Origin of the sequence: Nocardia elegans NBRC 108235 (genome assembly GCF_001612845.1) — a bacterium.
In the GTDB taxonomy this organism is placed as follows: domain Bacteria; phylum Actinomycetota; class Actinomycetes; order Mycobacteriales; family Mycobacteriaceae; genus Nocardia; species Nocardia nova.
The window spans coordinates 34,600-56,708 of sequence record NZ_BDBF01000005.1; the positions used below are offsets into that span (position 1 = coordinate 34,600).

General features: G+C 67.6%; 22 protein-coding genes. 13 read left to right on the forward strand and 9 right to left on the reverse strand.

Translation table 11 applies throughout. The features are described 5' to 3' along the window. The first annotated feature begins 38 nt into the window (after positions 1-38). From NE2_RS04495 to NE2_RS04520, 6 genes are all read left to right on the forward strand, one after another. Positions 39-1,796, forward strand: a complete 1,758-nt coding sequence (locus NE2_RS04495; RefSeq protein ID WP_084493796.1) for an FAD-dependent oxidoreductase — start codon at positions 39-41, stop codon at positions 1,794-1,796. Positions 1,797-1,832: 36 nt separating this feature from the next. Next, positions 1,833-2,450 (forward strand): pyridoxamine 5'-phosphate oxidase family protein, encoded by a 618-nt coding sequence (locus NE2_RS04500; protein WP_063024233.1) that lies wholly within the window; start codon positions 1,833-1,835, stop codon positions 2,448-2,450. A gap of 75 nt (positions 2,451-2,525) precedes the next feature. Next, positions 2,526-3,761: a MurT ligase domain-containing protein gene (locus tag NE2_RS04505; RefSeq protein WP_030516490.1), complete on the forward strand. Its 1,236-nt coding sequence runs from the start codon at positions 2,526-2,528 to the stop codon at positions 3,759-3,761. Positions 3,762-3,833: 72 nt separating this feature from the next. Continuing rightward, positions 3,834-4,544 carry a type 1 glutamine amidotransferase gene (locus tag NE2_RS04510; protein WP_063024117.1) on the forward strand — a complete coding sequence of 237 codons (711 nt, stop codon included), beginning with the start codon at positions 3,834-3,836 and terminating at the stop codon, positions 4,542-4,544. 168 nt (positions 4,545-4,712) lie between these two features. After that, positions 4,713-6,287 carry a GMC oxidoreductase gene (locus NE2_RS04515; RefSeq protein ID WP_233429668.1) on the forward strand — a complete coding sequence of 525 codons (1,575 nt, stop codon included), beginning with the start codon at positions 4,713-4,715 and terminating at the stop codon, positions 6,285-6,287. Between the two features lie 75 nt (positions 6,288-6,362). Next, positions 6,363-7,190 carry a hypothetical protein gene (locus NE2_RS04520; RefSeq protein ID WP_063024121.1) on the forward strand — a complete coding sequence of 276 codons (828 nt, stop codon included), beginning with the start codon at positions 6,363-6,365 and terminating at the stop codon, positions 7,188-7,190. A 12-nt stretch (positions 7,191-7,202) separates the two neighbouring features. Here NE2_RS04520 and NE2_RS04525 read toward each other — a convergent pair whose 3' ends face one another. From NE2_RS04525 to NE2_RS04535, 3 genes are all read right to left on the reverse strand, one after another. Then, on the reverse strand, positions 7,203-8,408 hold the full coding sequence (locus NE2_RS04525; protein ID WP_063024123.1) for a low temperature requirement protein A: 1,206 nt from the start codon (positions 8,406-8,408) through the stop codon (positions 7,203-7,205). Positions 8,409-8,462: 54 nt separating this feature from the next. After that, positions 8,463-8,921: an SRPBCC family protein gene (locus tag NE2_RS04530; RefSeq protein WP_063024125.1), complete on the reverse strand. Its 459-nt coding sequence runs from the start codon at positions 8,919-8,921 to the stop codon at positions 8,463-8,465. Between the two features lie 273 nt (positions 8,922-9,194). Continuing rightward, on the reverse strand, positions 9,195-9,380 hold the full coding sequence (locus tag NE2_RS04535; protein WP_063024235.1) for a DUF1918 domain-containing protein: 186 nt from the start codon (positions 9,378-9,380) through the stop codon (positions 9,195-9,197). Between the two features lie 192 nt (positions 9,381-9,572). Between NE2_RS04535 and NE2_RS04540 the strand changes: the two genes are divergently transcribed. Continuing rightward, complete coding sequence (locus NE2_RS04540; RefSeq protein ID WP_063024127.1) at positions 9,573-10,148, forward strand: dihydrofolate reductase family protein; 576 nt, start codon at positions 9,573-9,575, stop codon at positions 10,146-10,148. A 26-nt stretch (positions 10,149-10,174) separates the two neighbouring features. Here NE2_RS04540 and NE2_RS04545 read toward each other — a convergent pair whose 3' ends face one another. Then, complete coding sequence (locus NE2_RS04545; RefSeq protein ID WP_030516482.1) at positions 10,175-10,591, reverse strand: secondary thiamine-phosphate synthase enzyme YjbQ; 417 nt, start codon at positions 10,589-10,591, stop codon at positions 10,175-10,177. 388 nt (positions 10,592-10,979) lie between these two features. Between NE2_RS04545 and NE2_RS04550 the strand changes: the two genes are divergently transcribed. Beyond that, on the forward strand, positions 10,980-12,245 hold the full coding sequence (locus NE2_RS04550; protein ID WP_030516481.1) for an aspartate kinase: 1,266 nt from the start codon (positions 10,980-10,982) through the stop codon (positions 12,243-12,245). A 3-nt stretch (positions 12,246-12,248) separates the two neighbouring features. After that, positions 12,249-13,283: an aspartate-semialdehyde dehydrogenase gene (locus tag NE2_RS04555; RefSeq protein ID WP_063024128.1), complete on the forward strand. Its 1,035-nt coding sequence runs from the start codon at positions 12,249-12,251 to the stop codon at positions 13,281-13,283. Positions 13,284-13,363: 80 nt separating this feature from the next. Here NE2_RS04555 and NE2_RS04560 read toward each other — a convergent pair whose 3' ends face one another. Continuing rightward, positions 13,364-13,960 carry a TetR/AcrR family transcriptional regulator gene (locus NE2_RS04560; RefSeq protein WP_233429669.1) on the reverse strand — a complete coding sequence of 199 codons (597 nt, stop codon included), beginning with the start codon at positions 13,958-13,960 and terminating at the stop codon, positions 13,364-13,366. Between the two features lie 94 nt (positions 13,961-14,054). Between NE2_RS04560 and NE2_RS04565 the strand changes: the two genes are divergently transcribed. Beyond that, positions 14,055-14,471 (forward strand): nuclear transport factor 2 family protein, encoded by a 417-nt coding sequence (locus tag NE2_RS04565; RefSeq protein WP_063024132.1) that lies wholly within the window; start codon positions 14,055-14,057, stop codon positions 14,469-14,471. A 45-nt stretch (positions 14,472-14,516) separates the two neighbouring features. Here the strand turns inward: NE2_RS04565 and NE2_RS04570 are convergent, their stop codons facing one another. Next, positions 14,517-15,863 (reverse strand): serine hydrolase domain-containing protein, encoded by a 1,347-nt coding sequence (locus tag NE2_RS04570; protein ID WP_063024134.1) that lies wholly within the window; start codon positions 15,861-15,863, stop codon positions 14,517-14,519. A gap of 220 nt (positions 15,864-16,083) precedes the next feature. Here NE2_RS04570 and NE2_RS04575 point away from each other — a divergent pair, with 220 nt between their 5' ends. Together NE2_RS04575 and NE2_RS04580 are read left to right on the forward strand one after the other, a co-directional pair. After that, positions 16,084-16,527, forward strand: a complete 444-nt coding sequence (locus NE2_RS04575; protein WP_063024136.1) for a Fur family transcriptional regulator — start codon at positions 16,084-16,086, stop codon at positions 16,525-16,527. 51 nt (positions 16,528-16,578) lie between these two features. Further along, entirely contained in the window at positions 16,579-18,045 is a 1,467-nt protein-coding gene (locus NE2_RS04580) for a catalase (protein ID WP_063024237.1), read from the forward strand. An 81-nt stretch (positions 18,046-18,126) separates the two neighbouring features. On the opposite strand, the gene NE2_RS04585 is transcribed toward NE2_RS04580, so the two are convergent. Next, positions 18,127-18,804 (reverse strand): TetR/AcrR family transcriptional regulator, encoded by a 678-nt coding sequence (locus tag NE2_RS04585; protein WP_063909271.1) that lies wholly within the window; start codon positions 18,802-18,804, stop codon positions 18,127-18,129. Positions 18,805-18,906: 102 nt separating this feature from the next. Between NE2_RS04585 and NE2_RS04590 the strand changes: the two genes are divergently transcribed. Then, positions 18,907-19,644, forward strand: a complete 738-nt coding sequence (locus NE2_RS04590; protein ID WP_063024138.1) for an SDR family oxidoreductase — start codon at positions 18,907-18,909, stop codon at positions 19,642-19,644. A gap of 405 nt (positions 19,645-20,049) precedes the next feature. Here the strand turns inward: NE2_RS04590 and NE2_RS04595 are convergent, their stop codons facing one another. Together NE2_RS04595 and NE2_RS04600 are read right to left on the reverse strand one after the other, a co-directional pair. Continuing rightward, entirely contained in the window at positions 20,050-20,715 is a 666-nt protein-coding gene (locus NE2_RS04595) for a LutC/YkgG family protein (protein WP_030516472.1), read from the reverse strand. Between the two features lie 86 nt (positions 20,716-20,801). Beyond that, positions 20,802-21,842 carry a tellurite resistance/C4-dicarboxylate transporter family protein gene (locus NE2_RS04600; RefSeq protein ID WP_167356702.1) on the reverse strand — a complete coding sequence of 347 codons (1,041 nt, stop codon included), beginning with the start codon at positions 21,840-21,842 and terminating at the stop codon, positions 20,802-20,804. Between the last annotated feature and the right edge of the window lie 267 nt (positions 21,843-22,109).

A 22,109-nucleotide genomic window follows, 5' to 3' on the forward strand; every position in this document is an offset into this window, starting at 1 on the left:
ACCGCATACAGTTACCCGCGGTGTGGAGGTCCCGATAGATGGCAGAAAAATACGGGGCCGTCTCGCGAAGGACGGTACTTCGCGGGGTGGCCGGCGCGGGTGTGATAACCGCGGGCGCCATGGTGCGCCCGATTCGTGCGAATGCCGATCCCGGTCGGCGGGTCGCGATTTTCGGCGGTGGCGTCGCCGGACTGACCGCGGCGCACGAACTGGCCGAACGCGGATTCGACGTCACGGTGTACGAACGCCGGGCGCTGGGCGGTAAGGCGCGCAGCATTCCGGTGGCGGGCAGTGGCCGCGACGGCCGGCCCGATCTGCCGGGCGAACACGGTTTCCGATTCTTCCCCGGTTTCTATCACCACATTCCCGACACCATGCGGCGAATTCCGTTCGCGGGCAATGCCAACGGTGTCTGGGACAATCTGGTCCCGGCCGCCGAGGCTCGTTTCTCCCGCGCCGGCGCCGACGACACGATCCTGCCGATGGGCCGCGCCGGAAAGCCGTGGGCCACTCCGGACGATTTCCGCCAGACCGTCGCCTCGGTGATCTCCACCTCGATGAGGATGCCGATGACCGATGCGGCGTATTTCGCCAATCGGTTGCTGGTTTTCAACACCAGTTGCGACGATCGCCGTTTCGGCGAGTGGGAGAAACTCGCCTGGCGCGATTTCGTGGGCGCTCGCGGCCGCTCGCAGGAATTCCGCATGCTGATGTCGCGCACCCTCACCACACTGCTGGTCGCGGCGAAAGATGATCACGCCAGTACCCGGACCATCGGTTCCATGGGGGAGCAGTTCCTCGGTAATCCGCTGGAGACCGGTAACGACGGACCGCTGGACCGGCTGCTGAACGGGCCGACCAACGAGGCCTGGATCGACCCGTGGGTGGCCCATCTGCGCGCCCTGGGGGTGCGGTTCGAAACCGCCGAACTGCGCGGGCTCGACGTGCGCGATCGGCGCATCTCGGGCGCCCGGGTGGTCGGCGGCAGCGGCGGTGATCGGGCGGTCGACGCGGACTACTTCGTGCTCGCGGTACCGGTCGAGGTCGCCCGTGGACTGTGGACGCCGGACATTCTGGCCGTGCAGCCGGAATTGGCGGCCATGGACGGCCTGGTCGTGAACTGGATGAGCGGAATGCAGTTCTATCTGCGCCGCCCCACCCAGATCGCCCGTGGCCATACCGCCTACGTCGACTCGCCGTGGTCGCTCACCTCCATCGCGCAGAGCCAGTTCTGGTCGCGCACAAAGCTTTCCGAATCGGGTGACGGTTCGGCTCGGGACTGCCTGTCGGTCGATATCTCGGACTGGAATACACCCGGCATCCTGTACGGCAAGCCGGCGATCGAATGCACTCACGACGAAATCGCCCGCGAGGTCTGGGCGCAGTTGCAGAAGCATCTGGAAGGCCCCGCCGCACTGCAGGATTCGGACCTGGTGTCGTGGTTCCTGGATACCGGCGTGAGCTGGGATGCCGCGCAGAACCGCAATGCCAACGCCGACCCGCTGCTGATCAACACCGCCGGTTCGTGGGCGGCGCGCCCGAATGCGCACGGAGCCCTGGAAAACCTTTTCCTCGCAGGCGATTACGTCCGCACGAACATCGACCTCGCGACGATGGAAGGCGCCTGCGAGGCGGCGCGTACCGCGGTGAACGCGCTGCTGGACGTCGCCGGTTCGAATGCCGCCCGCTGCCGCCTGTTCGAGCTGTATCGGGCGCCGCAGCTGGAGCCGCTGCGCCAGGCCGACCGCGCGCGCTACGCCGCGGGCCAGCCGAACATGTTCGACGTCCCGATGTAGGTGGCGGGCGGCGGATCTCGCGCGTTCAATGGGGTGATGAGCGAGATCACCAGCGCCGCCGAACTTCGGGAACTGCTCGGTGAGCCGGCGCCGCGCGCCGCGACGAAGGAACGGACGCGCCTGCATCCGCGTGATCGGGAGTGGATCGCGACCGCGCCGTTCGCCGTCCTCGCCAGCAGCGACGCCGAGGGTTGTTGCGATGCGTCGCCCAAGGGCGATCCGGCCGGATTCGTGCACGTGATCGACGACCGCACCCTGGCCATTCCCGAGCGGCCGGGCAATCGCCGGGGCGACGGATACTTCAACATCCTGTCCAACCCGCACGTCGGCGTGCTCTTCCTGATTCCCGGACGCAACGAGACGCTGCGGGTCAACGGCCGGGCACGGCTGCTGCGCGACGCGCCCTACTTCGACGAGATGGTGGTCAAGGGCCACCGGCCGATCCTCGCCGTCGAGGTGGCGATCGAGCAGATCTTCTACCACTGCGCCAAGGCGCTGCTGCGCAGCGAGCTGTGGCGGCCCGAACGCTGGCCGGAGGACCCGCTGCCCAGCCATGCGGTGCTGGTGAAGGAAGTCCAGCGCAACACCACCGAATCGCTGGCGGAACTGCGGGACTACTACTCGCCGGAGAATTACCGGCGCATGCTCTACTGACCGGCTCCTGCCTGTCGGTCGCAGATCACATCGGCCGCTCGCGCGCGGGTGTCTCGCCACCAATACACTCGCGTGGTGGCAGACATCTCGGTGCGCGGACGGCTGGCGCTGCGGGCGGCGGCAGCGGCGTCGTGGGCCTCGCAGAAGGCCGGACGCGGTAAGGGGTCGATGATCGGCGGGCTGATCGCCCTGCAGATCGCCCCCGACATCATGACCCAGCTGGGCCGCAACCGGCGGACGGTGCTGGTCACCGGCACCAACGGCAAGTCGACGACGACCCGGATGACCGCGGCCGCGCTGGCCGAACTGGGCCGCGTCGTCACCCAGGCCGACGGGGCCAATATGGATGCCGGAATCGTCGCCGCGCTCAGCGTCGACCGCACCGCGCCGCTGGCCGCCATCGAGGTCGACGAACTGCATCTGCCGCACGTGGCCGATGCGCTGAACCCGGCCGCGGTGGTGCTGCTGAATCTGAGCCGCGATCAGCTCGACCGGGTCGGTGAGATCAACATGATCGAGCGCAAACTGCGCGAGGGCATGGCCCGCCATCCCGATACCGTGCTGATCGCCAACTGTGACGACGTGCTGATCACCTCGATCGCCTACGACCACCCCAATGTGGTCTGGGTGTCGGCGGGCAGTGGCTGGGCGGTCGACGCCACCAGCTGTCCGCGCAGCGGCGAGCCGATCGTCTGGGAGGGCACCGATTGGCGCAGCACCGGTGCCGACTTCCGGCGGCCGGAACCGCAGTGGTGGGTCGACGCGGAGTATCTGTGCGGGCCCGACGGACTGAAATTGCCTTTGCACCTTGCCCTTCCGGGCCGCGCCAATCGCGGCAACGCCGCGCAGGCGGTGGCCGCGGCGGTCGCGCTGGGCGGACATGCCGACACCGCGGCGCAGGCCGCCGGAACCGTTCGCGAGATCGCCGGCCGCTACCGCACCGTGCAGGTCGGCGAGCACTCCGCCCGCCTGCTGCTGGCCAAGAATCCGGCCGGCTGGCAGGAGGCGCTGTCCATGATCGACCCCGAGGCGACGGGTCTGGTGATCGCGGTCAACGGCCAGGTGCCCGACGGCGAGGATCTGTCCTGGCTGTGGGATGTGCGCTTCGAGCACTTCGAGGGCACCCAGGTGGTCGCGGCGGGCGAGCGCGCCACCGACCTGGGCGTGCGGCTGACCTACGCCGGCGTCGAGCACACCACCGTGCCGAATCCGTTGCGTGCCATCGCATCCTGTCCGCCCGGACGGGTCGAGGTGCTCGCCAACTACACCGCCTTCCGGGATTTGAATCGCGATCTGGACACCCGGGCATGAGCGACGCGAGCGGAGGCGGCAGCCTGCGTAACCACGGAGGGAGCCGCGAATGCCCGAGAGGAGACAGCACTGATGGCTGAATCGACGGTACGGATCGGGCTGGTGCTGCCCGATGTGATGGGGACCTACGGTGACGGCGGCAACGCGCTGGTGTTGCGGCAGCGGCTGCGCATGCGGGGCATCGGCGCGGAGATCGTGGAGATCACGCTGAACGACCCGGTGCCGGAGACGCTGGACATCTACACCCTCGGCGGCGCGGAGGACTCCGCGCAGCGGTTGGCGACCCGGCATCTGCAGCGCTATCCCGGCCTGCAGCGCGCGGCCGCGAAAGGTGTTCCGGTACTTGCCATCTGCGCCGCGATCCAGGTGCTGGGCAACTGGTACGAAACCTCCGCGGGCGAGCGCGTGGACGGTGTCGGCCTGTTCGACGTGACCACCGCTCCGCAGCGGGTCCGGTCCATCGGCGAGGTCGCCACCACACCGTTGCTCGCCGGCCTGACCCAGCCGCTCACCGGATTCGAAAACCACCGGGGCGGAACGTCTCTCGGCGCGGACGCGACCGGACTGGGCCGGGTCACCAAGGGCGTCGGCAACGGTGTGGGCGACGGCCTCGAGGGAGTGGTGCAGGGCTCGGTGATCGGCACCTACATGCACGGCCCGGCATTGGCCCGCAACCCCGAACTGGCCGACCACCTGCTCACGCGGGCCCTCGGCGGGCGCGAACTGGAACCGCTCGACCTTCCCGAGGTCGATCGGCTGCGGCGCGAACGTCTGCGCGCCTGAGGCCCCCTACTACGTGATATAGCGATCGCGCATGTAACAGCGCGGTCGTCGGCGCCGATCCTGTTGAGAGATAGGAAGTTCGGCGGTAATCTCGCGCGCGGCCATGCGTGATGAGGGAGGTGGCCGGTGCGGAGACGTGCCTTTTTACAGGCGGCCGGTGCTGCGGTTTTGCTGGGTGCCACGGGCGCGTTGCGCGAGACCGGAACAGCCACCGCCGATCCGGCGTGGAACGGGATGTTCCGCAACTGGGTTTCCGAGATCTTCGTCCCGCAGCCGGATCCTCCGGCGCATACCGAAGCCATCGTGATCGGATCCGGATTCGGCGCCGCGGTCGCGGCGTTGCGGCTGGCCGAGGCGGGTATCGCCAACACCGTGCTGGAGCGCGGGTCGCGCTGGCCGAACGATCCGTGGCGGGAGATCTTCACCGGTGACGATCTGCCCGACGGCCGCGGCTTCTGGCATCGCACCAGCTTCACCGGCGTCACCAAGGTCGCCATGCATTTCGCCGATTTCGGCGGCGTCCTGGATATCACCGAATTCGACGGCATCGATGTGTGGCGCGCGGCGGCCGTGGGCGGCGGGTCGGTGGTCTTCTCCGGGTGCATGATCGCCCCGCAGCGCCGACATTTCGACGAGATCTTCGGTGGCACAGTCGATTACACCGAGTTGGAGCGCACCTACTATCCGCGTGTGCGGCAGATGCTCAACCTGTCGGTGATGCCCGCCGACATCTACAATTCTTCTCCGTTCACCCATTCCCGGATGTGGGACGAGCAGGTGCGCGCGGCCGGATACGAGCCGCAGCCCAACGAGTCCATCTTCAAATGGGATACGGTGCGTGCCGAACTGGCCGGTGCCACGCGCGCGTCGGCCACCGCGGCCCGCAGCAACCTCGGTAATTCGAACGGCGCGAAATTCGACCTCAACCAGAACTACCTGAAGTACGCGCATGCCACCGGCCGCTCCTCGGTGTTCGCGGGGCATCGGGTGGACAGCATCGGCCGCGACGGTGACCGCTACGTCCTGCAGGTCACCAAGCTCGACCCGACCGGCACGGTGCTGGGCACCCGGACTCTCACCTGCGACAAGCTGTTCCTCGGCGCCGGGTCCATCGGCACCACCGAGCTGCTGGTCCGCGCCCGCGCCACCGGCACACTGCCCAACCTCGACGAGCATGTCGGCGACGGCTGGGGCACCAACGGCGACGTCGCGCTGGCCCGCGGTGAGAGCCGGCTCTCGGGCCTGGGCCAGGGCGTGCCGAGCGCCAGCCGGATCTTCGACGAATCCGGTATGCCGCTGACACTGGAGAACTGGTACATCCCCGGAATTCCGGTGGAGACCGGCGCATTGGCCTCGCTCGGTCTGGTGATCGATCCGACCCGGGCTCGCATCACCTACGACGCCGCGCGCAACGCCGCCGCGCTGAGCTGGCCGCGTGCGGCCCAGGATCGGATCGTGGCCGCCTGCCGCGCGGTCGACCAGCGCATCGCCGAACGGTCGGGGGCTCTGTTCGACTACCAGGCGCTCGGCTACGACGCCAACGCCCCGTTCACCGCACATCCCCTCGGCGGTGCGGTGCTGGGCCGGGCCACCGACAACTACGGCCGGGTGAACGGCTACCCGGGCCTGTACGTGGTCGACGGTGCGGCGATTCCGGGCAGCACCGGCGCGGCCAATCCGTCGCTGACCATCACCGCACTGGCCGAACGCAACGTCGAGGCGATCATCCGCGCCGGGCACTGATTCGCGCCGCACGGGCACTCGTGGCGGCTTCCCGGCGCCGTCGGGGCCGCTACTCTCGGCGGGTACCCGTTCGATGTGGAAGGGACCGTTGTGGCGCAGTACCCGGCTGGACCGTTGCCCGAGCAGTATCCGCGCAAGCCGCCGGCGCTGTGGACCGATCTGCTGATGCTGGCTCTCGCCGTGGTCTCGGTGGTTCTGGTCACCTGGATCACCTTCTTCACCGTGCCGCAGCACACGTATCACGTGATCGTGGTGGTCGACTCGTCGATCTGCGCGGTGTTCGCCCTCGAATTCCTGTGGCGCTGGCGGCGGGCGGACTGGTCGTGGACCTACCCGTTCGTCTACTGGTACGAGGTCCTGGGCATGATCCCGGTGACCAGCCCGTTCTTCCGGGGATTCCGATTGCTGCGCATCGTCGTGATCCTGGTCCGGCTGGCGCGCGTCGCCGACCGGGCCTTCGGTGACCGGGTCACCGCCGCGGTCGTGAACCGCTCGATCGCCGTGATCGTCGACGCGGTCCGGCGCCCGGTCACCATGGCCGTGCTGGAGGAGGTGGCCGATGTGCTGCGCCGCGGCCGGTACACCCGCAATATCGCCGCGGCGCTGGAGGAGAACCGCGACGAACTCGACGCCATGATCTTGGAACTGATCAAGAACGATCCGGCGGTCGGGCGGGTGCGCTACCTGCCCTTCCACGAGGAGATCATCCGCGGCATCGCCGACGCCAGCTTCCGGATTGTCTTCCAGGTGCTGGCCGACCCGCGCACCGACGAACTGGTCGGAGATGTGCTGCGCGAGAACATCAATCAGATGCGGGACGCGGTGCGCGACGGCGGGTACGTGCCGGAAACGGTGGATCACAAACTGCAGCAGCGTGTTTCGCCGGATATCGGATCGCGGTAGTCGGCACCCGGTTCAGTGGGCGTGCCGGACCGCATCGCGCGGTTGCGCGTAACGCACTGTCTCCCAGACGATCAGCACCGTCAGCACCGCGCACAGCAGTCCGAGTGCGGCCATCGCCGGCAGCTGTCCGGCCAACGGCACCAGGGCGACCAGCACGGCCGCGGTGACCAGGCGCGGCCACAGCACCACCCGAGTCGCGTAGTGCCGGAAACCCACCAGCGCCAGCAGGTACAGCACGACGCCGCCGTAGAGCGCGAACAGTGGAATGCCCTGCAGTCGATCGTGCAGCGTATGCCCGGCCGCCCCACCGAGATAGTTGAGCGTCTTCTTCAATCCGAGCGACATGGCGACGATGCCGGCCACCATCGGGAAATGCCAGAAGGTGTAGCAATTGCGCGCGATCTGGATCCGGCGCGGGCCCGAGGCCTCGGTCATCGCGCGTTCTACGACGGTCGCCGCGACGTCGAAGTAGGCCCACCACAGCAGGCCCGAAACAGCCAGTGCCAGCAGCGATCCCACGGTGATCGGCCACGAGATCGGCAGTCCGGCCACGCCGACGCCGATGGAGACGATCGATTCGCCCAGCGCGACGATCACGATCAGGCCGTGTCGCTCGGCGAAATGCGAGGCCGAATTCACGCGCCAGTCGTTGCCGGCGAAGAAGGTCCAGACCATATCGCCGGCGATGGCCGCGATCCACAGCACGATCTGCACGGTGCCGTGTTCGACGGCCGCCACGATCAGCAACGCGGTGCCGATGGTGATCGAGCCGCCGGCCCAGCGGCCCACCTGCCCGCGCAACTGCCGGTCCTCGGTACTGGCCAGCCAGAACATCGCCAGATGGACCAGCCGGATCACGAGGTAACCGATGGCGAACACGAGCGGTCCGTACCAGCCGCCCGGCATGTCGTGGAACGCCTCGGGAATCACCTCGGCCACGATGAGTCCCGCGCCCATGGCCGCGAACATCGCCACCCGGGCCACCCCTTCGTCGGCCTTCACCACATTGCCCAGCCAGGCGTAGGCGATCCACACCCACCACATCACCGCCAGCACCAGCACGGCCCGCAGCATGTTGAGGGCGGTGACGTCGTGCGCGGCCAGATCGGTCACCTGGGTGAAGGCGAAGACCAGGACGAGGTCGAAGAAGAGTTCCAGCTGGGTTACCGAGGCGTCCTCGGTGACCGCTTGAATGCGTGTGCGTCTGACACCGGTCATTCGCACATCGTGGCAGGAAGCCGACGTCAGCGCCCGCGACGGCGAACCTCTCGGTCAGCCGACCTCGTAGTTCTCGCCGAAGGGAAATTTCTCGATGTACTCGATGAGGTTGTGCACGGCCTCGTCGTTGGCCCGCGACAGCGTGCGCTTGAGTAGCAGACCGGGGACGGGGATGGGCAGATGGATCTCGGAGTGGTACCAGACCTCGGTGCCCTCGTCGGTCTCCTCGATGTCGAACCAGCCCTTGCCACCGCCACCGGCGGCGCTCTCCACCACTTCCCAGGAGATGCGTTCCGGGGTGCAGGCGTATTCGAGGACCTGACGGTCGGAGTTGTTGAGGGTCGTCACCGTGGCGTAGACGCGGCGGGGACGGTCGAACTCGTCGCGGGTCGCGACGCGCACGTCACGGTGCGCGGGCGACCATTCGGGGATCCGCTCGACGGCCAGCAATGCTTCCTGAACCTGATCGGGTTCGACATCGATGATGAATCGGTGATCGGTCTTCGTGCGCATGTCTTGCCCTCCACTGCTTCGGCCGATTGTCTCCGCCGTCACACGCGGTCGTCAACCGTGTGGTCTGTTCCCGGAGTTACAGAGACCGACCAGTCTGATTCGGTTCGGTCGGGCGTGCCGGGTTTGCGGTCGCGCTGCCGGGGCGCGTCGGCAGCGCGCTCGACGTCGGTGTGTGTCGCGGATGGCCGGACGATTGCCGGGCGGATGGTCACTTGCCCGAAAAGGGGCTGCCCCCGGGTGGGAAAGGGGGCTTGACGATCCTCGTCCGCACAGCTACCGGTGGTGAAGGACCTCCCAGTCCGGCCCGGGAAAGACCAGACTTTCGTGCCCGTCCTCGAACCGGACGACGTACGGCGGGGTGCCGTCGGTGCCGCGCGCCTCGATGATTTCGCCGGTGCGTTCGGGCATTCCCACAGCATTGCTGTGGACGAGGATGTGATCACCTACATGCGCCTGCATGACCGCCATTATCGTTCGATGTGATACTGCTCACAAGTCAATGTCATAGTTCCCAGCCGTCCGAATCGGGAATTCTGGCGATCCGTCCGAATCGGCGCGCGACAACTTCTTAATCCTGCTTGACACCACTCTGCCTGTAGTACTACGTTTCAACCACTACAGTTAAAGTGCAACAGGCAAGGCGGTATCGGTATGCGAAAGCTCCTCTACTTCGTCGGCGTCTCGCTCGACGGCTACATCGCCGGGCCGGGTGGGGAGTACGACTTCTACCCCGTGGCCGAGGACATGGCGGAATTCGTCAACGGACGCTATCCGGAGTCGGTTCCCGCGCACATCCGCCCGCACTTCGGAATGGCCGTGGACGAACCCAACAAGGAATGGGACACGATCCTCATGGGGCGCGGCACCTACGAACCCGCGCTGTCGGCCGGCATCGCCAGCCCCTATCCCCATCTGAAGCAGTACGTCGTCTCGGCCACGCTCGATCGCGTCGACGATCCGGAGGTCGAGCTGGTTCCGAGCGATCCGGTAGCCCTGGTGCGTCGCCTGAAGCAGCAGGACGGCAAGGACATCTGGCTGTGCGGCGGGGGACAACTGGCCGGCGCGCTCATCGACGAGATCGACGAGTTGATCATCAAGAGTTATCCGGTGGTCGCGGGCGCCGGCATCAGCGCGTTCACCGGTACCTTCCGGCCGACCGCGTTCACGCCGGTGCAACGCCGCGAATTCGGCAACGGCGCGCAGATCACCTGGTTCGAGCGCGGCTGACGTGCCCGGCCGGCACGCGGCCGCGATCAACCGGCGTCGCGCAGGAAGGACAGGCGCACCCGGCGAATCGGGTTGTCGACGTTGAGGTCCACGAAGGCGATCGACTGCCAGGTGCCCAGGGTCAGCTCGCCGCCCAGCACCGGCACGGTGGCGTAGGGGGCGATCAGCGCGGGCATGACGTGCGAGCGGCCGTGCCCGCGCGAGCCGTGGGCATGGCGCCAGCGATCATCGGCGGGCAGCAGGTCGCGCAGAGCGCGCAGCAGATCGTCGTCGCTGCCCGCGCCGAGCTCGATCAGGGCCACGCCGGCGGTGGCGTGCGGGACGAAGACGTGCAGCAATCCGTCGCCGCCGCCGGCCTCGCGCAGAAACGTGGCGCACTGTGGCGTCAGGTCGTGCACGACCTCCCGATCGCCGGTGTGCAGCTCGATTTCGATGCTCTTCATAGGCCCATCGTGCGCTTTCGCCGCGACGTGCATCGGTAACTCGCGCGAAGGGGTTCGCCGACCGGGTGCTAAACCGGTCGGTGTGATTACTCACACCGGTACGCCGGCTGTTGTGCCGGGACCGGGCGCCGGGCGCCGGCGGACCCGGAAAACCGCTGATGAACGGGGCTGTGCGCGCCGATTCCGATGCGCCGCACGGGCTCTGCCGCCGCGACCGCGCACCGTACCGCCGCTCCGGAACGGGATCGCCGCTGGTCGGCGTGGCGAATTCGGTGGGCCGGGCCGCCCGATCCCGGTGGCCGCTCGGAGGTAGCCCGCCACCGAGCGGACTCCGATCGGTAGTCTTATTGGCTGTAACAGCAGCTAGTCGATCTTGGAGGACCCCACTGTGGCTCTCGTCGTTCAGAAGTACGGAGGATCTTCGCTCGAGTCTGCCGAGCGGATCCGGCGCGTCGCTGAGCGGATCGTCGAGACGAAGAAGCAGGGACACGACGTGGTCGTCGTGTGCTCGGCAATGGGTGACACCACCGACGAACTGCTCGACCTGGCCCAGCAGGTGGCGCCCGCGCCGCCGGCCCGCGAACTCGACATGCTGTTGACCTCCGGTGAGCGCATCTCGAATGCGTTGGTGGCCATGGCGATTCACTCGCTCGGCGCCGAGGCCCGGTCGTTCACCGGTTCCCAGGCGGGAGTCATCACCACCGGCACCCACGGCAACGCCCGCATCATCGACGTGACCCCCTCCCGGGTCCGCGATGCGCTCGACGAGGGCTTGATCGTGCTGGTCGCGGGCTTCCAGGGCGTCTCGCAGGACAGCCGCGACATCACCACGCTGGGCCGCGGCGGCTCCGACACCACCGCGGTCGCCCTGGCCGCCGCGCTCGAGGCCGACGTCTGCGAGATCTACACCGACGTCGACGGCGTGTTCACCGCCGATCCGCGGATCGTGCCGGACGCGCAGAAGCTGGAGCAGGTGAGCTTCGAGGAGATGCTCGAGCTGGCCGCCACCGGCGCGAAGGTGCTGATGCTGCGCTGCGTCGAATACGCCCGCCGCTACAACGTTCCGGTGCATGTGCGGTCGTCCTATACCGACCGCAAGGGCACCTATATCTACGGATCGATGGAGGACATCCCCTTGGAGGACGCAATTCTCACCGGCGTCGCGCACGATCGCAGCGAGGCCAAGGTGACCGTGGTGGCCCTGCCGGACGAGCCGGGCTATGCGGCCAAGGTGTTCCGGGCCATCGCCGACGCCGAGATCAACATCGACATGGTGTTGCAGAACATCTCCAAGGTCGAGACGGGTAAGACCGACATCACCTTCACCCTGCCCAAGGCCGACGGGCCGCGCGCGGTGGAGTTCCTGACCAAGCGCCAGAGCGAACTGGGCTTCAGCCAGGTTCTCTACGACGACCACATCGGCAAGGTCTCCCTCGTCGGCGCGGGCATGAAGAGCCACCCCGGCGTCACCGCCACCTTCTGTGAGGCGCTGGCCAAGGCCGGTATCAACATCGACCTCATCTCCACCTCCGAGATCCGCATCTCCGTGCTGGTCAAGGACACCGAGCTGGACGGCGCCGTGCAGGTGCTGCACAAGGCGTTCGATCTGGGCGGCGACGAGGTCGCGGTCGTGCACGCGGGATCGGGGCGATAAATCATGGGTGTACGCGTAGGTGTGGTCGGCGCGACCGGGCAGGTCGGCGCCGTCATGCGAAAACTGCTGGAGGAGCGCGACTTTCCCGCCGACGAGGTGCGATTCTTCGCCTCGGCGCGCTCGGCCGGGAAGAAGCTGCCCTGGCGCGGCGGCGAGGTCGTGGTCGAGGACACCGAGACCGCGGATCCGTCCGGACTGGACATCGCCCTGTTCTCCGCCGGCGCCACCATGTCCCGGGTGCAGGCGCCGCGGTTCGCGGCCGCGGGCGTCACCGTTATCGACAACTCCTCGGCGTGGCGCAAGGACCCCGAGGTGCCGCTGGTGGTCAGCGAGGTGAATCCCGAACAGACCCGCAATCTGGTCAAGGGCATCATCGCCAATCCGAACTGCACCACGATGGCCGCCATGCCGGTGCTCAAGCCCCTGCACGACGAGGCCGGACTCCAGCGACTGATCGTCTCCAGCTACCAGGCCGTCTCCGGGAGTGGGCTGGCCGGTGTGGAGGAACTGGCCACGCAGGCTCGCGCGGTGATCGGGGACGCCGAGAAGCTGACCCACGACGGCAACGCCCTGCAGTTCCCCGCGCCGAACAAATACGTCGCGCCGATCGCGTTCAACGTACTGCCGCTGGCGGGTTCGCTCGTCGACGACGGTTCCGGTGAAACCGACGAGGACCAGAAGCTGCGCAACGAGAGTCGCAAGATTCTCGGTCTGCCCGATCTGCTGGTCAGCGGTACCTGTGTGCGCGTGCCGGTCTTCACCGGGCATTCGTTGTCGATCAATGCCGAATTCGCGCGGCCGCTCTCGGTGGAGCGGGCGAAGCAACTGCTCGCCGACGCGGCCGGTGTGAAGCTGGTCGACGTTCCGACGCCGCTGGAAGCGGCCGGTAAGGACGAGTCGCTGGTGGGGCGGATCCGCCAGGACCCGGGCGTGCCGGAGGGGCGTGGCCTGGCGCTGTTCGTCTCGGGTGACAACCTGCGAAAGGGCGCCGCGCTCAACACCATTCAGATCGCGGAAGTTCTGCTCGCGCAGCGCTGACACTGCATTTTCGAACGGGCCGTCCGATTGCGGGCGGCCCGTTTTCCTTGCGGGGCGCTCAGCCGGTCCCGTGCCCAGGCTCAGCCGGCCGGTTCGCTGCGGGCCCGGAGTCCGTCGAAGACGACGGCGAAAGCGCGGGCTCGCTGCTCGCCGGTAGCGGTGTGCGTGCTCGCGAAGGCGCCCTTCAGCACCCGCATCAGATCGTCGAAGTCGATATCGTCGCGGATCGCGCCGCAATCCTGGGCGCGCCGCAGCAGCCGGGCGATCGCGCCCTGGAATTCCTTTGTGGGACCGGTGATTTCGATCGACTGGTGACCGCCCAGCGCATCTGCGAGATCGCGCTTGACCCCACCCTCGGCGACCATGTGGTCCAGCAGGTCGAAGAAGGCGGCCCCCGGATCGTCGGCGGCTTCGAGTCCGCGCGCGTACTCGACCATTCGCTCGATGTTGTCGACGATGGCGGCGTGGAACAGGGCTTCCTTGGTGGGGAAGTGGCGATAGACGGTGCCGGGTCCCACTCCGGCGCGCCGCGCGATCTCGTCCAGCGGGACCGAAATACCTTCGGCGGCAAAGGCTTCCCTGGCGGCGGCGAGTACGCGCTCCCGGTTGCGGCGGGCGTCGGCGCGCAGGGCGCGGCGCGGTTCGGCCGCCGGGTCCACTAACTGTTTCTCCGCCACAGCGCGAGTCTACCCGGTTACCGTTGACAAACGGGGCGTGCGTTCCGGATTATAAACGGGGCGTATGTTCCGCTTCTAGCAGAGGGAGTTTGTCATGGTTTCCAGTTCGGTGCGCAGTGCCCGCCAGGTGGTCGAGGACCTGTTCGCGACATTGCCGGCGCGTGATGCCGACGCCTTCGTCGCGGCGCTCGCCCCCGATGCGGTATTCGAGATTCCGTTCCCGATTCCGGGGATGCCGGAGCGGCTCGAGGGGCGGGAGGCGATCCGCGAACACCTCGCGCAACGCTGGTCGGGCCGGTCGGGTGTCGAGGTACACGGGGTCTATCCCACGGTCTACGAATCCACCTCGGACGGAGTGCTTTTCGTGGAGAACGAGGTGGATATGACGCTGCCGGGCGCGCCGCGAGCGCGAGTTCGCACCTCGGTGAACGTGGTGCACGTGCGGGACGGGGAAGTGACCCTGTTCCGGGATTACATGGATACCGCGCGGATCGCGCGGATCGCCGGCTGACCGCGGCCGGTCGCCCGCCGGACTCCGCGCACCGATGCCGCTACGTCAGCGGATGCCCGGTGTGCGGGGATCGGGCCCGAGGCAGACCAGCAGAGCGCACCCCGGCGGGGCATCCGAGAACGGCGGTGCCAGTGGGGTGTTCAGACAGGACAGCACCGAACAGCCGGGATAGGCGTCGGGCCCGACTCCGAATATCGCCGGCGTGATGTCCGGGTCGAAGAACGCGCGGGGATCCAGGGTGACCGGTGGTTCGACATAGGGGCCGGGGTCCGGAATCGGCGGTTGCTGGAAGGCGCCCAGCAGCCTGCGGAAAAATTCCCAGGTCAGCTCGGTCAGGTTCTGCAGGATGCCGGTCGGCCCGCCGCTGCTGTGGTTGCCGAAGACGCCGGTCCACACCACGGTGAGATCCAGGCTCGGGATGAAGAAGACGTCCTGCAGCCCGAGCCCGGACATCGCGAACACATCCGGGGGCAGGAACGACGGTATCTCGATGCATCCGGGGCGGGCCCAGAACAGATAGCCGTAACATTCGCGGCCCGAGCCCGTCTGCTGGGCGCGGTGCAGATAATCGGCCGAGACCACCTGCACCCCGTCCCAGTCGCCGTGGGCGGCGACCAGCTGGGCGATCTTGGCGAGATCGTCCGGCGGGATCATCAGGTGCGCATAGCCGTAGGTGTGACCGGAACGGTCGCGGGCCCAGTAGTAGTCGCTACGCTGGATACCCAAGGGAGAGAACAATTCCCGCTGCGCGAACTGCTGCAGTGGTTCGCCGACGGCCAGCTCGACCACGTACGACAGCAGATCGACGTTGCGCTGACTGTAGGAGAACCGGGTGCCGGGCGGATTGTCGAGCGGGACCCCGAGCGCCTGCACGGCACTGTTCGGATCGATCGGCACGACCCCGGAGATGCCCTCGTTGATGACTCCGACGCGCAGACCCGAGCGCTCGGTCAGCAAATCCTCGACGGTGATCGCGCGGTGGGCGGCGTCGCCGAGTCCGGGCGGCAGATAGCGGTCGATCGGCGCGTCGATGTCGAGTTTGCCCTGATCCCAGGCGATTCCGGCGATCAGCGAGACCACGCTCTTGGTGACGCTCCAGATATTCCACGGCGTCGTATCGGTGGCGTCGTTGTGCGCGCCCGATCCGATCAGGCAGTTGTGCCGAAAGATCTTGACGTTCAGCCGGTTCCGTTCGTCGGCGAACCGCAGGGCGGAAGCCAGCCGCGCCGCGTCCAGGCCCGCCGATTCCGGTGTGGCCCGCTCGAATCCGCGTTCGGACGAGACCGTGCAGGTCTGTGAATCTTCCGCTCGTGCCGGGGCCACAGTGGCGCAGGCGCCACCGATCAGTACGACGACGAGAACCCCGATTACGCAGCCGTAGAGGCGTCCCATGAGTCGAGGTTAACGACGGGCATCCGGTCACGGTGTCCAACACGCAACCGCTGCAACCAAATCGGAATCGGCGTCGCGGTTTTCGGCCGAACGCCGGATTCACGGCCGTGCGGAAAGACGCCGCCGAGGGTAAGCCCGGCGGCGTCGTGCGCAGCACTCCCGCAAAACATCCCTTCCGGTCTTTTCTTGACTTATTCCAGAAAACGGGCAGACTGGGTTCATGCACCCCGGTGGTTTCGATCCGCGCGAGCGATTGCGCGCGGCCGGTCTGCGGGTCACCCGCCCGCGGGTGGCGGTGCTGGAAGCGGTTGCCGCCCATCCGCATTCGGATGCCGACAGGGTGGCCGCCGCGGTCCGGCAGCGGCTGGGTTCGGTGTCGACACAGGCCGTGTACGACGTACTGCACGCCTGTGTCGGCGCCGGCTTGCTGCGCCGGATCGAACCGGCCGGTTCGCCGGCCCGGTACGAGACCCGCATCGCCGACAACCATCACCATCTGGTGTGCAGGAACTGCGGCACGGTCGTGGACGTGGACTGTGCCGTGGGCCGTGCCCCCTGCCTCGACCCGTCGGACGCGCACGGGTTCACGATCGACGAAGCCGAGGTCGTGTTCTGGGGACTCTGCCCGCAATGCCGTCGCGGTGACGACGCGCCATCCCGATAGCCCGGACATACCGGGCGACAGCTGAAACAGGAGGCTGCGATGCCAAAGCCGATCAGTGGGCCGACCACTACCAACACCGGCACTCCGGTCCCCAGCGACAACGAATCGCTGACCGCCGGGACCGAGGGCCCGATTCTCCTGCACGACCATTATCTGATCGAGAAGCTCGCCCAGTTCAACCGGGAGCGGGTGCCGGAGCGGATCGTGCACGCCAAGGGCGCGGGGGCCTTCGGTGAGCTCGTCGTCACCAACGACGTCAGCCGCTACACCAAGGCGAAGCTGTTCCAGCCGGGGGCGCGGACCGAATCGCTGGTGCGGTTCTCCACCGTCGCCGGCGAGCAGGGCAGCCCCGACACCTGGCGCGATCCGCGCGGCTTCGCGGTCAAGTTCTACACCCCCGACGGCAACTACGATCTGGTCGGCAACAACACGCCGGTGTTCTTCATCAAGGATCCGATCAAGTTCCCCGACTTCATCCGTTCGCAGAAGCGGTTGCCGGGCAACGGCCTTCGCGATCACAACATGCAGTGGGACTTCTGGACCCTGCGCCCGGAATCGGCGCATCAGGTGACCTGGCTGATGGGCGACCGCGGTATTCCCAAGACCTACCGGCATATGAACGGCTACGGCTCGCACACCTACCAGTGGATCAACGCCGAGGGCGAACGGTTCTGGGTGAAGTACCACTTCAAGACCGATCAGGGCATCGAATTTTTCACCCAGGCCGAGGCCGATCGGCTGGCCGGCACCGATCCCGACTATCACCGCCAGGATCTGTGGGAGGCCATCGAACGCGGTGAATTCCCCAGCTGGACACTGTATGTGCAGATCATGCCGGTGGGTGAGGCGGCGAACTACCGCTTCAACCCGTTCGATCTGACCAAGGTGTGGTCGCACAAGGACTACCCGCTGATCGAGGTCGGTACCTGGACGCTGAACCGCAACCCGAGTAACTACTTCGTCGAGATCGAACAGGCCGCCTTCGAGCCGTCGGCGATCGTGCCGGGTATCGGTTATTCGCCGGACAAGATGCTGCTGGGCCGGGTCTTCGCCTATGCCGACGCTCATCGCTACCGCATCGGCACCAACTACCATCAGCTGCCGCCGAACCGTGCGCGTGCGGCCGAGGTGAACTCCTATTCCAAGGAGGGTGCCATGCGCTACGACTTCAACGCGCCGGAAGTCCCTGTGTACGCGCCGAATTCGTTCGGTGGCCCACATGCCGACGCGGCCGCGGCCCCGGAGGAGGCGGCGTGGAGTTTCGAGCCCGAGCAGGTGCGGGCCGGCTACGTTCAGCACGCCGAGGACAGCGACTGGGCGCAGCCGGGCACGTTGGTGCGTGAGGTCTACAACGACGAACAGCGAGAGCGCCTGGTGGACAATGTGGTCGGGCATGTGCTCGGCGGCGTGCGCGAACCGGTGCTGAGCCGGGTGTTCGACTACTGGAAGAACGTCGATCCGGAGATCGGCAAGCGCATCGAGGAAGGTGTGCGCGCCGGTCTGAACGGCAACAGCTGACCGTGACGACATCCGCGGGCTCGCATCGGATTTCGGTGCGGGCCCGCCCGCTGTTCTATCGGCGCCGCGCGGCGCCGACCGCTACCGGCACCAGGTGGGGCCCTGGTTCGTAATCGGATCCGCTGACTCATCTCCGGGTGTGTGGGACCTGTTAACCGCGGGCGGGAGCAGGATATCGACGAGCCGTGCCGCCGTGGTGTGGTCGAGTGGGGCATGGCCGAGCAGGAAGCGGTACCAGAACAGGCCGTAGAGCAGATCCACCAGGAGGTCCGCATCCGTATCGCCGGGTAGTTCGCCACGCGTGATCGCCCGCTCGAGAACGTCGCGCGCGGCGGCGCGGCGGGCGGCGGTGAACTCCTGTAGTAATTCGGCGAGGTGGGGGTCGCGGGCGGCCTCGCGCACCAGCGCGCGCAGCGCCGGGGCGGTCGAATCCCCCTGGGCGCCGGTGAAAGTCGAATCCGCGACGGCCAGCAGGTCGGTGCGCACCGAGCCGGTGTCCGGGGTCGGCACCTCCTGACGAGCGCGTTCGAGCAGGGCTTCGAGCAGCACGGCACCCTTCGACGGCCACCAGCGGTAGATCGTCTGTTTGCCGACCCCGGCCGCGGCCGCGATGGAATCGACCGTGACCGAGCCGCCGTCGGAGGTGGCGAGCTGGGCGAGGGCGGCGTCCAGAATCGCGCGATGGGTGGCCTCGTTCCGGCGCCGGCCGGTGTGCGCGCGTTCGGGTGGGGGCGAATCCGGTTGCCGCGGTGGTCCCATGGTCTACCTCCCAGGTGGCGATGCGGCGGGAATACCGCACCCGCTACGCTCGTTGTCGAGACTGTCAGTCTCGACAAACTGTACAGGACAGGAACAGTAGCAATGAGCGCTTCCAGCACCGGCATCCCGCGCGTCGTCGTCATGGGTGGTAGTTCCGGAATCGGTGCGGCCACCGCCGCACTGTTCGCGAACGAGGGCGCCGAGGTCGTCGTCACCGGCCGCAGCCAGGACAAACTCGACGCGGCGGTGGCTCGGCTGGGTGGCAAGACCAGCGGCTACCGGATGGACGCGACCGATGGCGAGCAGATCGCGGCATTCTTCGCGCAGTCCGGCAGCATCGACCACCTCGTCATCGCGGTCAGCGGTTCGGCGGGCAGCGGTCCGTTCGCCGAACTCGATCTCGACCACTTGGCGGAGGGGTTCGACGGCAAGTTCTGGCCGCAGGTGAGAATCGTCAAAGCAGCTCTGCCGCATATGGTTTCAAGCGGATCGATCACCCTGATCACCGCCGCGTCGGCGCATGCGGCCTTCCCCGGCACCGCCGGACTGGCCGCGATCAACGGGGCGCTGAACGCCATGGTGCCGCCGCTGGCGGTCGAACTCGCCCCGCTGCGGGTCAACGCGGTGGCCCCCGGCGTCATCGACACCGAATGGTGGGATCGGGTACCGGAGGAACGCCGCCGCACCCTCTTCGACGGCCTCGCCGCCACCACACCCGTCGGGCGCGTAGGCGACCCTGAGGAGCCGGCCCGGGCCGTGCACATGATCGCCACCAACGGCTTCGTCAGCGGTGTGGTGCTCGACGTGACCGGCGGGGCGAACCTGCCCACCGGCCGCTGAGGTACCCGCTCGCCGGTGGTCGGCCCGGCGAGGTGCTGCCCGGTGGGGCACCGATCGGTCAGATCAAGCCCCACCAGTACAGCAGGCAAGCCAGGACGAAGACGACCGCTGTTTCCATACCCCCATCATTCCTCGAGTCGGACACCGGCGCCGCTGCCGAATCGAGACCGGCGGACGTCGCCGAGGTCGGCACCGCACACACAGCCGATCCGCTCGGTCTGTCACCCCTCGTCGACAGGCCGAGCGGATCGGCTCGGTTGCAGCCGGTGGGTGATCCTGCCGCCCCCTCTCGCGGCAGGAGCACTCCCGGTGTCGAGGACGACAATGCCGGGGTGCGCTTGCCGCGCCCTTAACGAGCGCTTGTGGGGGCAGGGAAGCTGTGTGGGAAGGGAATAGAACCGTCGATCAACCGACGATGACTACGACCAGACGTCGCTCGGTCTCCTCGATGACGCCGCCGACCTTGCCGGAATCGGCCTCCGGATCGGTCATGGCGGTCGGCCCGCCGAACCAGGTGATGGATCGGCGCGGGTCCAGTTTGTCCAGGACCTGCGGCAGTGAGTAGTCGATCTGCTCGACGCGGACCACGCAGATGTGACAGTCGGCGAGGACGGCGGCATCGCGGCGGCACTGGCCCGGTCCGCCGTCGAGAATCAGGGTGCCGGCGTCGGCCACCGCGCCGGCGCACCCGGTGACCACGGCATCGGTACGTTCGCGATCGAGAATCGACAGGTGCGGTTGATCGTCGAGGACACGGTGTTCCCCCGTCAGTTCCCAGCGCCGCAGCCAATGTTCGGGCAGCCCGTCGGGCGCCAGCGCCGAGCGGGCGCCGTGGGCGCGCAGGGCCGAGTCGATCGCCCCCGGAATCTCCTCCGCGCCGACCCGATGGACCTGGGCGCCATGATGTTTGAGGCGATCGATGAACAGTTCGACGATCTCGGCCTGGTCCTCGGCCGAGGGCACCGGGGCGTTGCGCTGATAGTTGCGCGGCACCGGCACCATACGTTCGTCATTGGGTAGCGCCTCGAGGGCATCGCGCACGCGGCGCAGGAAATCCTCCCGCGAGGTCACCGTGAATCTCCCGTTCCATTGCTCCGGCTCCTCCCGCCGGATCGTACTTCGCGAACCAGGCTACCGTGCGGTAGAAGATCGCGAGCTCAGCCTACGGATTCCCGGCTACGCCGGCGGCGGATCAGCGTGACGACCAGATCGGCCGCGGTGGCCGCCCACACCGCCAGCGCCACCCACGCCTCACCGTGTCCGAAGGCGACCATCCATTGTTCGCCGGTGGCCTTGCCCAGTTCGGCGGTTCCCACGCCGTACATGCCCACGGGAAACACGATGCTCCACAGGCCCGGCTCGTAGCTGAGCCCGAAGTGACGGACCAGATGCCGCCAGATGCCGGCCGCCAGCAGCAGCGGCACCAGCCAACTGCCGAAGGCCCACAGCACCAGCGTCGAACCCTCGAGCATGGGTCGTACCGTCGCGATCAACGCCACCGAACTCTGATCCATGATCTGGGTGCCGGTCAGCACGCTGATCGCGGTGGCGCCCATGAAGATCCAATAGGTCGGCGCCAGCAGCTGCGCGGTCAGCGACGTGCCGAACAGGGTGCCCAGCACCACCGTCGCCACGATGCCGTAGAGCACCACGCCCACCGACCAGCACAGCAGCGCGGGCACCGCGAAACGCTGACTCCACGGCTGCGGCAGCGCGGTGGCGGCCACCGCGAGCGATTGCGTGCCGACCACCCACAGGAACCAGGTGCCGTTGGCTCCGGTCACCGCGGTGGGCGCGCCGTGACGCACCATCAGCAACGCCGGAATCGCATAGACGAGTACCGCCCACGCGACCGTAGCCACCAGCAACAAGGCCAGCGCCGCACCCACCCGGGCGTGTCGCGAGAGCCCCGCCGACAACACCGCGGTGCCGGCGACGAAGGCGAGATAGGTGAAGCCGGTCGCGGGATTCACCGCATCGCCGATCACGCGGTCGCGGAAGAACGCGATGCGCAGCAGGGTCGCCACCACGAGCACGGCATAGGCGATCAGGCCGATGATCAGCAGCGCAGTGCCGCCCCATGCCCACCCCGCCGAGCCGACGGCCCGCGAGACGATGCCGGTCGCCATCACCGAGGCGAACCACCCCGGCCCGATATTCGCGACGAAACCCACTCGCCGCCCGAACGACTCGCTCACAGCGCGAGTGTTCCACGCGAACGTCGCCGAGCCGCGCATCCACACGCTCCGGGCTCGGGTCGAGCTGACGCCGCTCAGGCGGCGATGTCGTCGATCGGCCGTTGTTCGCTGAATTGTGCCGGCGATGTTGGTCTTGTTACGGTCGGCTCCGCGCAGGACGCGCGTTGTCGCCGGACCGAGGGAGTTGATGAATATGGCCGTCACGGGCCGTGTTCGGCATGTCCTCGTCCGGTTCGTGCATTGACGCATGACCGGATCGTTCCCACG

Coding starts and splice junctions, on each gene's coding strand:
- NE2_RS04530 (WP_063024125.1), bottom strand. CDS start 8,921: ATGCGCACGAAGACCGATCACCGATTCATCATCGATGTCGAACCCGAT.
- NE2_RS04565 (WP_063024132.1), top strand. CDS start 14,055: ATGGTTTCCAGTTCGGTGCGCAGTGCCCGCCAGGTGGTCGAGGACCTG.
- NE2_RS04590 (WP_063024138.1), top strand. CDS start 18,907: ATGAGCGCTTCCAGCACCGGCATCCCGCGCGTCGTCGTCATGGGTGGT.
- NE2_RS04495 (WP_084493796.1), top strand. CDS start 39: ATGGCAGAAAAATACGGGGCCGTCTCGCGAAGGACGGTACTTCGCGGG.
- NE2_RS04535 (WP_063024235.1), bottom strand. CDS start 9,380: ATGCAGGCGCATGTAGGTGATCACATCCTCGTCCACAGCAATGCTGTG.
- NE2_RS04555 (WP_063024128.1), top strand. CDS start 12,249: ATGGGTGTACGCGTAGGTGTGGTCGGCGCGACCGGGCAGGTCGGCGCC.
- NE2_RS04575 (WP_063024136.1), top strand. CDS start 16,084: ATGCACCCCGGTGGTTTCGATCCGCGCGAGCGATTGCGCGCGGCCGGT.
- NE2_RS04585 (WP_063909271.1), bottom strand. CDS start 18,804: ATGGGACCACCGCGGCAACCGGATTCGCCCCCACCCGAACGCGCGCAC.
- NE2_RS04500 (WP_063024233.1), top strand. CDS start 1,833: ATGAGCGAGATCACCAGCGCCGCCGAACTTCGGGAACTGCTCGGTGAG.
- NE2_RS04540 (WP_063024127.1), top strand. CDS start 9,573: ATGCGAAAGCTCCTCTACTTCGTCGGCGTCTCGCTCGACGGCTACATC.
- NE2_RS04510 (WP_063024117.1), top strand. CDS start 3,834: ATGGCTGAATCGACGGTACGGATCGGGCTGGTGCTGCCCGATGTGATG.
- NE2_RS04525 (WP_063024123.1), bottom strand. CDS start 8,408: ATGACCGGTGTCAGACGCACACGCATTCAAGCGGTCACCGAGGACGCC.
- NE2_RS04570 (WP_063024134.1), bottom strand. CDS start 15,863: ATGGGACGCCTCTACGGCTGCGTAATCGGGGTTCTCGTCGTCGTACTG.
- NE2_RS04545 (WP_030516482.1), bottom strand. CDS start 10,591: ATGAAGAGCATCGAAATCGAGCTGCACACCGGCGATCGGGAGGTCGTG.